The 13,562-nt window shown below is 72.4% G+C and carries 10 protein-coding genes; 6 read left to right on the top strand and 4 right to left on the bottom strand.

The annotated features are described in order from the left end of the window. Nucleotides 1-223: 223 nt before the first annotated feature. Nucleotides 224-1,249 carry a LacI family DNA-binding transcriptional regulator gene (locus ACIQJT_RS11055; protein ID WP_402642070.1) on the top strand — a complete coding sequence of 342 codons (1,026 nt, stop codon included), beginning with the start codon at nt 224-226 and terminating at the stop codon, nt 1,247-1,249. Here ACIQJT_RS11055 and ACIQJT_RS11050 read toward each other — a convergent pair. Further along, nucleotides 1,232-5,155 carry a glycosyl hydrolase gene (locus ACIQJT_RS11050; protein ID WP_402642067.1) on the bottom strand — a complete coding sequence of 1,308 codons (3,924 nt, stop codon included), beginning with the start codon at nt 5,153-5,155 and terminating at the stop codon, nt 1,232-1,234. The genes ACIQJT_RS11055 and ACIQJT_RS11050 overlap by 18 nt on opposite strands. 240 nt (nt 5,156-5,395) lie before the next feature. Here ACIQJT_RS11050 and ACIQJT_RS11045 point away from each other — a divergent pair, with 240 nt between their 5' ends. Next, on the top strand, nt 5,396-6,694 hold the full coding sequence (locus ACIQJT_RS11045; protein WP_402642065.1) for an MFS transporter: 1,299 nt from the start codon (nt 5,396-5,398) through the stop codon (nt 6,692-6,694). 25 nt (nt 6,695-6,719) lie between these two features. After that, entirely contained in the window at nt 6,720-8,192 is a 1,473-nt protein-coding gene (locus tag ACIQJT_RS11040) for an arabinose isomerase (protein WP_402642062.1), read from the top strand. Between the two features lie 69 nt (nt 8,193-8,261). On the opposite strand, the gene ACIQJT_RS11035 is transcribed toward ACIQJT_RS11040, so the two are convergent. The 3 genes from ACIQJT_RS11035 to ACIQJT_RS11025 form a co-directional block, all read right to left on the bottom strand. Further along, nucleotides 8,262-8,732 carry a carboxymuconolactone decarboxylase family protein gene (locus tag ACIQJT_RS11035; protein ID WP_402642061.1) on the bottom strand — a complete coding sequence of 157 codons (471 nt, stop codon included), beginning with the start codon at nt 8,730-8,732 and terminating at the stop codon, nt 8,262-8,264. Between the two features lie 98 nt (nt 8,733-8,830). Continuing rightward, a complete protein-coding gene (locus ACIQJT_RS11030; RefSeq protein ID WP_402642613.1) occupies nt 8,831-9,433 on the bottom strand; it encodes a restriction endonuclease in 603 nt (200 codons plus the stop codon). A 251-nt stretch (nt 9,434-9,684) separates the two neighbouring features. Next, nucleotides 9,685-10,740, bottom strand: coding sequence for a cellulase family glycosylhydrolase (locus ACIQJT_RS11025; RefSeq protein WP_365449002.1), 1,056 nt, complete (start codon nt 10,738-10,740; stop codon nt 9,685-9,687). 148 nt (nt 10,741-10,888) lie between these two features. Here ACIQJT_RS11025 and ACIQJT_RS11020 point away from each other — a divergent pair, with 148 nt between their 5' ends. Genes ACIQJT_RS11020 through ACIQJT_RS11010 form a run of 3 tightly spaced genes read left to right on the top strand, consistent with a single transcriptional unit; the run spans nt 10,889 to nt 13,493 of the window. Beyond that, nucleotides 10,889-11,935: a LacI family DNA-binding transcriptional regulator gene (locus tag ACIQJT_RS11020; RefSeq protein ID WP_365449000.1), complete on the top strand. Its 1,047-nt coding sequence runs from the start codon at nt 10,889-10,891 to the stop codon at nt 11,933-11,935. A gap of 28 nt (nt 11,936-11,963) precedes the next feature. Then, nucleotides 11,964-12,161, top strand: a complete 198-nt coding sequence (locus ACIQJT_RS11015) for a hypothetical protein (RefSeq protein ID WP_402642056.1) — start codon at nt 11,964-11,966, stop codon at nt 12,159-12,161. A gap of 33 nt (nt 12,162-12,194) precedes the next feature. Next, nucleotides 12,195-13,493 (top strand): MFS transporter, encoded by a 1,299-nt coding sequence (locus ACIQJT_RS11010; protein WP_402642052.1) that lies wholly within the window; start codon nt 12,195-12,197, stop codon nt 13,491-13,493. Nucleotides 13,494-13,562 lie beyond the last annotated feature (69 nt).

Raw genomic sequence — 13,562 nt, 5'->3', positions numbered from 1 at the left:
GGTGTGCAGGTTCGCCGGATTTTCGATGCGGAGCCCCATGGGAGTCGCAGCGGCCGCCCTCGGTCCTGCGCCGGCCCCGCCATCACACGGGGTTCTCCCGCGCCCCGGTGCGGAAAACGTTTTATCCACGGCCGGGGTAGACTTGCGTCGCCCGTCCGGAGGAGCGTCCGAGGACTGCGTCCTTCCTGGTCCTGCCTGGTCGTACGGCTGCAACAGCGAGGGGGTGGACGTCATTTCGGTTCGCCCCGCCCGTATCCAGGACGTCGCGGCCGCCGCCGGCGTCTCGGTCTCCACGGTGTCGAACGTCCTGAACCGGCCCGAGCGGGTCAACGCGCGCACCGCCGCCCGGGTCCGCGACGCGGTCGCCGCCCTCGACTACGTCCCCCATCCGGGAGCCGCCGGTCTGCGCACCGGGCACTCCTCGTCGATCGGCCTGGTGCTGCCGGACGTGGCCAACTCCTTCTACTCGCGCATCGCGCGCGGCGCCGCGGACGCGGCCTACGAGCACGGCTACTCCCTCGTCCTGTGCGACAGCGGGGACGCGCCGGAGCGGGAGGAGGGCTACTTCACCATGCTGATCGAACAACGGGCGGTCGGCGCGGTGGTGGTCCCGCTCAGCGCCGATCCCACCCGGCTCTCGAGGCTGCGCGAGCGCGGCATCCCGCTGGTGCTGGCGGACCGCGCGATGCCCGCCCAGGAGGGCTGCTCGGTCTCCGTGGACGACATCGCCGGCGGCCGCATGGCCGTGCAGCACCTCATGGACCGCGGGGCCCGGGACATCCTCGTCGTCAACGGCGAGCGCACCATCCGCCAGTGCGCCGACCGCTACCAGGGCGCCCGCCAGGCCGTGCGCACCCGGCGCGAGGCCCGTCTCGGCCAGGTCGTCGCCGAGGAGATGACGGTGGCGTACGGCAGCGCGATCGCGCACGACCTCGACGAGCTGCCCGACGGCGTGTTCTGCACCAACGACTTCCTCGCGGCGGGCCTGTGCCGGGCGCTGGGCGAGCGGGGGGTGAAGATTCCGGAGGACGTCCAGGTGGTCGGGTACGGCGACCTGGACATCGCGAGCTTCGTGGGCACCACCCTCACGACGGTTCGCCAGCCGGTCGAGGAGCTCGGCCGGGCGGCCGTGGAGATGCTCCTGGACGAGGTGGAGGCCCGCGCCGAACACACCCACGAGGCCCGGGTGTTCGCACCCGGACTGGTCCTGCGGGACTCCACGCGGACGTCCTCAGACGCGCCGTTCTAGCGTCACCGGTCCCAGCAGTCCGGAGGGCAGCTGGGAGGGGAAGGCCCAGGCGGTCGGCGTGGCCTCGGCGAAGTAGGGGGCCAGGGTGTTGCGGACGGTCACCTCCAGGCGGACGGTACGCCCGGCGCTCCCGCGCAGCTCGAAGCGGTACGGTGCGCAGAACGCCTCGCCGACGAATTCACCGTCGACACGTACCTCGACGCTGCCGCGCACCCGCCCCAGGTCCAGCACCGGGTCGGGCCCGGCCGGCACCGTGAGCGTCCGCGCGTAGGTCACGCCCCCGCTCCAGCCGCCCAGCCCCAGCGCGCCCCACTCCCCGAGCGGCAGGGGCGCCGGTACCGTGCGCACCCGTACCGGTCCGCGCCAGGCGGAGCCGCCGCGCAGCACGGCCGTGGGGGCGGTGACGACTTCGCACTCGACGGCCTTGCCGAGGGGCCGGTCCAGCCGCAACTCGTCCCCGTCCAGCTCCAGTTCGGGGCCGTCGTCGACGCTCACCCGGGCCGGGAGCTCCAGGGGCAGGTTTAGGGAGACGGTTCCCGCCGGCACGGTGAACCGGAAGCGCTGTCGCGCCTCCCGGACATCGTCGGTGGACCGCAGGGGCAGTACGGCGGAGCCGAGCGCCGGGTCACCGGCCAGCCAGGCGGCCCCGGGCAGCGGATGCGGGCGTACCGCGGCGCCGCAGTGCTGCAACTCCCCCCAGCGGCCCTCGTGTTCGACGGTCACGCCCTGCCACTCACCCGTCCGGGCCTCCCAACCGGGACCGCTGACCAGGGCCGTCGTGCCCGCCACGAGGTCGACGTAGATCCCGTCCCGTGCGTCGGTGCTGTCGGCCACCAGGTCGAGGACGTGGTCGCCGCCGTCCAGTGTCAGTTCGTGCCGGAAGAACATCGGCACCGCGCCCCAGTCGGACTCGTAGTACTCGGTCTTCTCCTGCCGGGCCACGACGGCTCCGTCGAGCAGGACGGTCACGCCCACCGCGGCGCCCACGACGAGGACCGCCGCCGCTCCCTCACCGGGGACGTCGATCCGGCCGCTGTAGGTCACACAGCCGTCCGGAGCTACGCCGTCGGGCAGCCGCATGAACAGCGGGCGGGGCGCGAACCCGTCCGGGTGGGACAGGCAGAAGTGGCTGCCCAGCGGGGTGTCGGCGGCACCCGAGATGGTCTGCGGCCGGTCCTGGGCGTCGGACAGCTCGTACTCCAGGACGTTGCGGGCCCGTTCGACCCGCACCCGGGCCGACGCCAGGTAGCCGCCGCCGGTCTCCAGCGGACTGCCGTTCCACCACACGCGTTTGACCGCCGCCGCGCCGACGTGCAGGTCGGCGGGTCCGCGATGGCCGGTCTCCACGACGGCCCTGACCCGGGCGACCGTCCCGGACACGGGCACGGCGACGCGCACGAACTCCTCGGGGACCAGGCCCTTGTTGCCGAGCAGACCGTCCGGGTCGGGGATGCCACGACTGGAGGAGTAGAGCGAGACACCCCAGTCGGAGGGGACCAACTTCCGCTCGCCGGAGAGGACTTGTGCGACGGCGGCACGGTCCAGGGGTGGCGGCGCCTGGTGGGCGGGCACGGGCGGCAGGACGCGGACGCGGTTGCCGTAGGTCGCCCGGGCCGGCTCCCAGGAGTCCCCGGTCTCGGTCCACCGCACGGTCCAGATCTGCGGTTCCTCCAGGGCGGCCCCGGCGGGCAGGGCCAGGTCGCCCCAGGTGTTGTCCATGGTGGGGACGAGGCTGCCCTCCCAGCCCTCCGACAGGTCGACGGTCTCCGTCGGTCCCGTGGGCGGCGCCGGCACGGTGGCCGCGGCCGGGCCCTCGCGCCATACGACGAGGGCGGCGGGGGCACCCTCCAGGGGCACCTCGACGGTCGAGACGCCGTCGGTGACGGTGACCCGCCCCGGTCGGCGGGTGCCGGTCGCCGGGTTCCAGATCTCGGCCTCGGCGACCGGGGCCCGCACGGTGACGGTGGAGGTGCGGGCGTAGCGCGCGGGGTCGATCTCGTGGCGGCCCTCCGGCGGGTGCGTACGCGCGTCCGGGAACGCCCCGGTGACCAGCGCGACCGCGACGTCGCCCTTCCGCCTGACCAGCAGCGGCACCTCCCCCGTCGCGTATCCGGCGGCGTCGGCCACCGCCGCCGCACCGGCCTCGGCGTCGGCCACCCGCTCCAGGCGCGGATGCTCCGCGAGCGCCGCCACCACGGAGTCGTCACCGGCGAGCCCGGCCGCCCGTTCCGGCGGGCGGCCGACGACCACGACGCGCCCTCCGGCGTCGAGGAGTTCCGTCAGCCGGCGGGCCGTCTCGTGCTCCAGGACGCTCGCGGAGGGCAGCAGGACCGCGGTGTACGCCAGGTCCCTGACGCGCAGGGCCCCGTCGCCGGCCTTGGCCGCCTGCACGGACGTGTCGTCGATGACGTCGAAGGAGACGCGGCGCCGGTCGAGGGCTCCGACGGCGGGCCGCAGCCAGTTGTTGGTGCCGCACAGCTCCAGGTAGTGGCGCTGGGTCTCGTCGACGTCGGCGTGGGCCGCGCCGAGGCGGCCGTCGCCGAAGTGCTGGACGGGGGCGTCCAGGGGAAGGAGCGCCTGCATGGTGGCGGTGGGGTGCAGGACCGCCACGTCGGCGCTGTACGTGCCCCAGGACAGGATCGAGCAGATCCGGGCGACGGCCCGGGAGAAGGCGGGGTACTGCCGCCAGTAGGGCTGGCGCCAGTCGGTGGACGGCGGCGCCCACTCGAACCAGCCGCCCGCGGTGCCGAAGTAACTGGCGTGCGGGTTGTAGAGGTTGGCGCCGCTGCGCAGGAACGGCAGCAGCCAGTCGTAGGTCTCCTCCAGCGTGCCGCCCCAGCCGGAGGAGTGGAACGACTCGATCCAGACCCGCTCGTGCCCGTAGAGGTGGGCCATGGACGAGTGCACCTTGGCGTCGCCGTGGTGGTCGCTGCCGGCGGCGCTGTACCAGCGGTGGGTGCGGAAGTAGTCGCTGTAGAGCTGGGTGGACTGGGCCGGGTAGCCGGAGCGGGCGGGGTGGCTCTGGTCGCAGCCCAGCAGCAGGCCACGCTCCTCGTGCCAGGCGGCCAGGGGGCGGAACAGGGCCTCCTCGGTGAGTTCGGCGCGGACGGCGTAGTAGTCGGCGCGGATCTTCCGGGCCCGGTCGGAGTCGTTCCCCGCGAAGAGGGCGGGGAGGTGGTCGAGGAGCTCGTAGCCGCGCCGGGTCCGGAACTCCTCGGGGAAGCGGGCGGTCCAGGAGTTGGTGGCCGGCAGTTCGTCCTGGAAGCTGCCCGCGATGACGTTGCCCAGGTGTTCGGGTACGCGGCGGTCGTACTCACGGTGAATGGCGTCGAACAGGAGTCCGACGGCTGTGGGGTTCAGGTAGTCGAACGCCGTGGGGACGGTGAGGACCAGGCGGACCTCGGTGCCGTCGGGGGCGTCGACGTGCGCCGGTCCGGTGACCGGCAGGCGTGCGCCCGAGCCGTCGTACGCTCCCAGCAGTGTCTCGCCGCCGTGCAGGGCGACCGTGCCGCCCGAGACCGCCGCGCGGCGCGAGCGCAGGGCGCGGCCCGCCGCCTCGGGCCGGCGGCGGGTGATGCCGCCCTGGACGTTGGCGCCGGAGAAGCCGATCTGGTCGTAGAACCACAGGCGTGTGCCCAGGTCCCCGGCGATCTCGCAGGCGTCCTTGAAGCGGGCCCACCACTCCTCGCCGAACCACACCGGGTCGTCGGTCCGGGCGCCGAAGGTCGGGCCGGCCGGGGCCAGGTTGATCACCACGAGGTTGTGCACGCCGCCGTCCGCGAACCGGCGGAGCTGCCAGGCCAGGCGGTCACGGGTGACCTTGGCGCCGGACCACCACCACAGCGGGGTGGGGCCGAAGTCCCGGGGCGGGTCGTCGAAGAGCCGTTGCAGGGCTGGAGAGATCACGGATGGGTCCTTCCGACTACGGCCGGGACACTCTCACGGATCAAAAACGTTTTACGTCAGCCTCACCGTAGGACACCCCCACGACCCTCACCAGAGCTGGGGGGCCGTCAGGTCGTCTCCACGGATGGCCGCATGACGTCTTGTTGGAACGTTTTTACCCTCCTATAGTCGCTGGACATCGGCCGAGAACAGCGACGTCCCCCTCCGCTCGGACCCTCTCTCCCCAGACGGAGCCGCATCATGGCCCGAACCTCGCCTGCCCCGAACCAGCCGGAACCGCCCGTCGAGAAGCGCCTGTGGAAGGTCGCGACCCTCTCCGGCATGGCGTCCTACCTCGATGCCGCCCTCATCGTGAGCATCGGCGTCAACCTCGCCATCTACCGGGACGCCTACGACATGGGCGTCTGGATGGCCGGTGCGATCAGCGCGATCGTCACCATCTGCATCGCCGTCGGCTCCCTGGTCGGCGGGCGTCTCGCCGACGTCTTCGGCCGACGCCGTCTCTACAACCTCGACATCCTCTGTTACGCCGTCGGGGCGATCATCATCACGCTCGCGCCCGACGACATCACCCTTCTGGTGGGCGTCCTGCTCGCCGGTCTCGCGGCCGGTGCCGACCTGCCGACGTCCCTGGCCGTGGTGTCGGACGCCGCCCCCGACCACGCCCGAGGACGCCTCATCGCGTTCACGCAGGTCATGTGGATGCTGGGCATCATCGTGGTGGTCTTCGTCGGCTTCGCCCTGTCGGACACGGGCATGCTCGGGGCCCGTCTCATCACCGGCCATCTGGCGGTCGCCGCCCTGGTGACCTGGCATCTGCGCGCACGGCTGGAACTGGCCACCGGGCCCGACCCGGAGCAGGACCGGGTCACGGTCGACAAGCCCGCCGCCGAGCGGGGTGTCGCACTCAGGAACGTCTGGACCCGTGCCGCCCTGGTGCCCATGCTTGCGACCTTCGCCTTCTACGTCACCTGGGGCCTGGGCGCCAACACGATGGGCCAGTTCACGACGTATCTGCTGGTGACCGTCAGCGGTGCCTCGCAGAGCGTGGCCACCGGCATCAACCTGGCCTGTCTGCCGATCGGCCTGCTGCTGACGCTCGCCTTCGTGCGGATCGCCGACGGGCCACGGCGCGACCGGATGTTCTACGTCGCCACGGTCGTGCAGATCGCGGCCTTCGCGATCGGCACGCTGACCCTGGGCGCCATCGTCGGCTTCCTCGTCTTCTACGTCCTCTATCAGCTCTCCTATCCCTTCGCGGGCGAGGCCAACTACAAGGTGTGGTCGCAGCTCACGCTGCCCGCCGACACCCGGGGCACCACGCAGGGGATCACCTACGCCGTCTCGCGCGGGGTCTTCGCGGGCGTCGCGTTCGTCACGCCCGCCCTGCTCGACCGGAGCCCCAGCCTGCTGCTCTGGGTGATCACCGGCTGCATGGCGCTGTCGGCGCTGGCCGGCCTGTACATCGTCCGCGTCCTCGTTCCCCGCGCGTCCCCGGCCGCCACCGCTCCGGCGGACCTCAAGGTCGCGCAGACCTGAACCGAATCCCGAAGGAGCGCCGACCATGGCGACGACCGAAGCCACCACGACGTACTCCGGTGAACGGGAGGCCCCACTGGCCGAGTTGCTGCCGCCCGTGACCCGGCGCCGGCCGCGGATCGGGCTGGTCTCCGGCGGACTCGGCACGTACTGGCCGCAGTTCCCGGGTCTGCTGCCGCAGTTGAAGGAGTCGGCGGCCTATGTCGCCGACCGGCTGGGGCAGTTGGACGCGGAGGTGACGGACGCCGGGTTCGTCTCCGACGCGCAGGAGGGCGCGGCCGCCGCCGAGCGACTGCGGCAGGTGGACTGCGATCTGATCGTGCTGTTCCTGACGACCTATCTGACCTCGTCGATGGTGCTGCCGATCGCGCAGCGCACCAACACCCCCGTGCTGGTCGTCGACCTCCAGCCGTCCGAGCGGATGGACCACGCCTCCTTCGGCACCGGCGACTGGCTGGCGTACTGCTCGCAGTGCTCGGTCCCGGAGGTCGGCAACGTCTTCCGCCGGGCCGGGATCCCCTTCCGGTCGGTGTCCGGGTGGCTGCGGCAGGAGTCGGCGTGGCGGCGCATCGAGCGGTGGGTGCGGGCCGCGCACGTCCGGGCCGCGCTCCGGCACGCCCGGCACGGGCTCATGGGGCACGTGTATCCCGGGATGCTGGACGTGCAGACCGATCCGACCCTGCTGTCGGCGACGTTCGGCTCGCACGTGGAGGTGCTGGAGTTCGACGATCTGCGGCACCGGGTGGAGAAGGTGACGGAGGCGGAGACCCGGGAGCGGGTGGAACTCGCCCGGCGGATCTTCACCGTCGACGAGAGCGTGGTCGACGAGGACTTCGCGTGGGGCGCGACGGTGTCGGTGGCGCTCGACCGGCTGGTGGAGGACTTCGGCCTCGACACCCTCGCGTACTACCACCGGGGGCTCGACGGCGAGCAGCACGAGCGGCTCGGCGCCGGCATGATCCTGGGTGCCTCGTTGCTGACCGCGCGGGGCGTCCCCGCGGCCGGTGAGTTCGAACTGCGCACCAGTCTGGCCCAGTTGGCCTCGCAGAGCGTCGGCGCCGGCGGCTCCTTCACGGAGATCCAGGCGCTGAACTTCGAGGACGGGGTGGTGGAGATGGGCCACGACGGTCCGGCCCACCTCGCGCTCAGTGCCCGTGATCCGCTGCTGCGCGGCCTCGGCGTCTATCACGGCAAGCGCGGCTGGGGTGTCAGCGTGGAGTTCGACGTCCGGCACGGGCCCGTGACCCTGCTGGGCCTCGGCCAGGACGCCGACGGCAGCCTGTCGTTCATCACGTCGCAGGGCACCGTCGTGCCGGGCCCGCTGCTGGAGATCGGCAACACCACCAGCAGGGTCGACTTCGGCCGGGATCCCGGCGAATGGGTCGACGCCTGGAGCGCGACGGGGGTCGGGCACCACTGGTCGCTGGCGGTGGGTCACCACGGCGCCGACTTCGGGGCCGCGGCGAGTCTGCTGGGGATCGAGCACCGGGAGGTGTGATCCGGGTTCCTCGCGGAACGGGCCGGTTCCGGGGTCTGCAGCCCCCGGGCCGGCGGCCGGCCGTCAGGCTCAGCCGAACTGGCCGACCACGTAGTCGCCGGCCGGCTGCTGGGTCATGACGTTGAGCCGGTTGAAGGCGTTGATGACGGCGATCAGGGAGACCAGGGCGAGGAGCTGCTCCTCGTCGTAGTGCTTGGCCGCGTTCTCCCAGACCTCGTCCGGCACGCCGGTCCCGTCGGCGAGGCGGGTGCCCTGCTCCGCCAGCTCCAGCGCGGCCCGCTCGGCCTCGGTGAAGACCTTGGCCTCACGCCACGCGGCGACCATGTGGAGGCGCTGAGCGGTCTCGCCCGCGGCGGCGGCCTCCTTGGTGTGCATGTCGAGGCAGAACCCGCAGCCGTTGATCTGGCTGGCCCGGATCTTCACCAGTTCCTGGGTCGTCATCGGCAGTCCCGAGTCCGTGACCACCTTGCCCGCGGCGGCGAAGTGCTTCAGCAGCTTCCCGGCCAGCGGGCTGGTGAAGACGTCGAGTCGGGCTTCCATGGTGTGCTCCTTCGGCCGTTGTCGATGGCTACACACCTATGACCGAACAGCACGGCCGTTTGTGACACGTTCCGATGTGACCTGCGTCTCCCCGCACTTCAGCCGCCGTACGCCTGCTTCCAGCGGGTCCGGTGCCGGGCGTCGCCCTGACCGCGGCCGTTGACGCCGGCCAGCGACAGCAGGGAGGCCCCGCTGTTCCACAGGCCGAGGAGGTCGCGGTGCACGGCGAGGATGCCGTGCTCCACCGCGAACCTCTCGGAGGGGCCGGTGAAGCGGGAGGTGGTCACGAACACGGCCACGTCGGCGTGGAAGTGCACGCGGGCGCCCAGCAGATCACGCAGTTCGCGGTTCGGGACCGCCCTGTTCGGCGCGTACCGCTTGCACTGGACGACCATGGTCCGGCCGTCCGGCAGCCGCCCGAGGACGTCGGCGCCGTTGTCGCCCGCGCCGCCCACCCGCCGGACCTCGGTGCACCCGTCCCGCCGGCACAGCCCCGCGACCAGTTCCTCGAACTCGGTGCCGGTCATGACGTCCACCTCGGCGAGGGTCCGCCGGCCCGCCGCCACCGCGTCCTCCTGGCGCCAACGGCGGTCCCGGCCGCGCAGCAGCCTGTCCGTGCGCCACAGCCGCCAGCCGATCGTCCCCGCGGCACCGACCAGCAGGAAGCCCGTCAGGTACGGCCACACGCGCGTCCAGAACATCACCAGGAGGACCAGCGCCACCGTGCCGCCTCCCGCGCCCCACCTGATCCTCCGCGCCCGCCTCCGGCGAGCGGCCGTACCCCGTCGACACCTGGCCACGGCGGCCTCCCCCCGATGTCCCTGTCCAGAAGTCTGGGCAGTTCGTGGAGGCGCGGGTAGGGCGCGAGTCGGCCATGTCCGGAGGGTTGCCGTGGACACCGGCCGGCCGCGGCACCGAAGGGCGCCGCGGCCGGCCGGGGCTGTGGGGGGGATCAGCCCTGGACGGGCCTGCCGCGGCCCCAGGCCCAGGCGAGGCGGTCGGCGCCGGACTGGTTGGTGGTCTCCAGCCACGGGCGGTCGGCGGGACCGACGAGCCTCTGCACCGAGTAGGTGTCGTCGGTGCGCAGGCCCGGCCAGTACACGGAGCCCATCTTCAGCTCGCGGAAGGTGTCGGTGACGGCCTGGATGAAGTTGACGTAGTTGTCGTCCGGAGTCTTCACGTCGTAGTTCAGGCCGGTCGTCATCGGCGCGCCGAACTCGTCCGCCACGGTCCGGTTCGCGCAGTCGCCGATGCGGACCTTCAGGTCGGCCACCCACTGGTCGTAGGTGGCGTACGACTTCCAGAAGCCGTAGTGGTGCAGCGACAGGTAGGTGCCCTTCAGGCGCGGGTCGGCGCACACCGTGGTGACGTGGTCGTTGTAGCCGGCGCCGCTGACGAAGACGCGGTTGCGCGGCACCGACCTGTAGGTGTCCAGCCACTTCGCGGCGATGTCGGCCCACGCGGTGTCGGTGTAGCCGTGGGGTTCGTTCATCGGCTCGAAGTAGACCCGCGAGTTGCCCTTGTAGGCCTTGACGACGGTGTTCCACATCGGCCAGTAGGTGGCCTCGTCGTCGATGAAGCCGTCCTTGCGGTCGCCGGTGCCCTCCCAGTAGGACACGATGACCTTGAAGCCGTGGGCGGTCGCGGCGTCGATGACGCCCTTGTACGACTTCCAGTAGGGGCCGTCGACGGTGTACGGGTTGATCGGCAGCCGGACCGTGTTGGCACCGAGGTTGGCGCGGAACGCCGAGATGATCCGGCTCGCCTTGGTGTACGTCTGCGTGTAGGTGTCGGAGGTCGACAGGCCCGAGAGCTGGAGCTCGTCGTCGGCGAAGTTGTCGCGCGGGTCTGCCCAGTTGACCCCCCTGAACTGGGTCGTGTCGGTGGTCGGCGCGGCGGAGGCGGGGCTGCCGGTGAGCGTGGCACCGCTGATCGCGGCGAGCGCGACGGCGACGAGGGAGGCACGCAGCCTCGGGGCGCGACGGGTGCTGACGGGGGTCTTGCGCATCGACCAAACCCTTTCGGAACGACAGCATGTTTACGTAAACATGACGGCGCCGGAATCGTGGCATCCGCCTCCGCGACCGTCAAGGTTCCGCACACGTACCATCCGGTGCGACACGCAACACGTTCGTGTGCGCACGGAGGAGGCAGCAGTGGTGGAGCGGGGAGGTTCCGGTGTCCCCGGAGGCCGGCGCAAGCAGCGCGTGTCCATGGCGGACGTCGCCAGGCGCGCGGGCGTCTCCTCGCAGACCGTCTCGCGCGTCTCCAACGGCCACCCCGGGGTGATCAGTTCGACGCGCGAGCAGGTCCTCGCGGCGATGCGGGAGCTGGGGTACCGGCCCAACAGTGCCGCCCGGGCCCTGCGGTACGGCCAGTTCAACACCATCGGCGTGATCCTGTTCAGCCTCTCCTCCACGGGCAACAGCCGCACGGTGGAGGCGATCGCCACGCACGCGGCGGCGGAGGGGTACGCGATCACGCTGATCCCCATCGACGTCCCGACGCAGGACAACGTCCTGGGCGCCTTCACGCGCATGGGCGAGCTGGCCGTCGACGCGGTCATCGTCATCATGGAGGTCCACCTCCTCGACACCGGGACCGTGCAGCTGCCGCCCGGGGTGCATGTCGTCGTGGTGGACTCCGACGCCGGCGACCGCTACAGCGTGGTCGACACCGATCAGGCGGACGGCGCCCGGCAGGCCGTACGGCATCTGCTCGATCTGGGCCACCGGACCGTGTGGCACGTCACCGGGCCGCAGGCGTCCTTCGCGGGGCAGCGGCGGGCCCAGGCGTGGCGTGCGGTGCTCGAGGAGGCCGGGCGGCCGGTGCCGCCCGCGCGGTACGGGGACTGGTCCGCCGAGTCCGGTTACGCGGCCGGACTCGCGCTCGCCGAACAGCCGGACTGCACGGCCGTGTTCGCCGCCAACGACCAGATGGCGCTCGGGCTGCTGCGCGCGTTCCACGAGCGGGGGCTGTCCGTGCCGCACGACGTCAGCGTGGTCGGTTTCGACGACATCCCCGACGCCGCGTACTTCGTACCGCCGCTCACCACCGTCCACCAGGACTTCGCGGAGGTGGGCCACCGCTGCGTCCAGAAGGTGCTCCAGCAGATCCGCGCGGGCGAGAGCGCAGGCCCCGGCACCGACCTCGTCCCGACGCGGCTGGTGGTGCGGGGCAGCACGGCGGGGCCGCGGGGGTGAGGCGGCCGCGCGTCCGACGGGCGTGGGTGTGGAACTGCGGCCGCGGTGGTTCGAGGCGCTGGTCCGCACGGCACTGGTCCACCCGAGCCACCTGGACGAGATCTTCGGCGCCCTGAAGGCCGCGGACATCGCCGTGCACCACTTCTTCCTCGAGGTCGCGTCAGAGGTCCTGGTGCCGCGGGCCTACGAGGAACCGGCCGGCCAGGTGCTCGCCCACGTCGGTTGACCTTGCCCCAAGGGGAGGCAGCAGCATCGGGCCATGGTGCGAGGGAAGCAGCTGTTGGTCGATGCCGGGCCGCTGCGGGTGGGCGGGTTCCGGCGGTTGTGGACGGCCGGGATCGTGTCCGCGCTGGGAGCCCAACTCACCGCGGTCGTGGTGCCGTTGCAGATCTACGAGGTCTCCGGATCGTCGGCCTCCGTGGGTCTGGCGGGGCTGGTGGGGCTGGCCCCGATGGCCGCGGCGGCGCTGTGGGGTGGGGCGCTCGCCGACGTACGGGACCGGCGGCGGGTGCTGCTGACGACCACGGCCGGCATCGGGGTGACGTCCTTGCTGCTGTGGGCGCAGGCGTGGGCGGATCTGCGGTCGGTGGGGGTGCTGCTCGTACTGGTGGGTGTCCAGCAGGCCCTGTTCGGCGCCCACTCCACGGTGAGCAGGGCGGTGACCCCGCGTCTGGTACGGCCCGAACTGCTGCCCGCCGCCAACGCGTTGCAGTCGGTGGTCCTCCTGTCGGCCGGGATCGCCGGACCGCTGCTGGCCGGTGCCCTGCTGCCGGTCGTCGGGAGCGCGACGCTGTACCTGGCGGACGCCGTCGCCGTCTGCGCGACGGTGTGGGCGGTGTGGCGGCTGCCCGCCCTTCCCGCGGTCGGCGGCGGTGAGCGGCGGCAGGACCCGGTGCCGCGGCAGATCGCGGACGGCGTACGGTTCGTGACGCGGCGTCAGGTGCTGCTGACGGTCTATCTCGTCGACTTCGCCGCCCTGTCGCTCGGTCTGCCCACGGCGCTCTTCCCGCAGCTGGCCGCCGAGACCTTCCACCCGTCGGACATCGGGGTGCTGTACGCGGCCGTCTCGGCCGGTGGTGTGCTGGCGGGGCTGTTCTCCGGGGTCTTCACCCGCGTCCGGCGTCTCGGTGCGGCGGTGGCGGTGTCGGCCGGGGGGTGGGGCCTGGCGGTGGCGGGGTTCGGCTCGGCCGGCTCGCTGCCCGCCGCGGTGGCGTGGCTGCTGGCGGCCGGAGGTGCGCTCCTCGCGCTGGGCGTCTTCCGCAAGACGGTGTTGCAGACGGCCGTGCCCGACGGGATGCGCGGCCGGCTCCAGGGGATCGACACGGTGGTGGCCGTCGGAGGACCGCGGCTGGGTGACCTCCTGCACGGCACGGCCGGCGCCGCCTTCGGGGTCACGTGGACCGTGACGGGCGGCGGCGCCCTGACCGTCCTGGCGGCACTCGCGCTGCTCCTGTTCTGCCCGCGGCTCCGGCACCATCGGGCACCGGACGGGGGCGGGGAGGAGGCGCCCGGCGTACGGCCGTGCGCGACCGGCAGGTCTTCCCGGTCGACGACGTGAGCTGGTCGATACGCCCGGTGGCCTCCGCGACGACGTCGACGGGGAGCACCTGGGAGTGCCGAGCGCGAT

Source organism: Streptomyces sp. NPDC091972 (genome assembly GCF_044756385.1).
Taxonomy (GTDB): domain Bacteria; phylum Actinomycetota; class Actinomycetes; order Streptomycetales; family Streptomycetaceae; genus Streptomyces.
The sequence above is the reverse complement of the archived record's forward strand: the minus strand, read 5'-3'. Positions and strand labels throughout refer to the sequence as shown.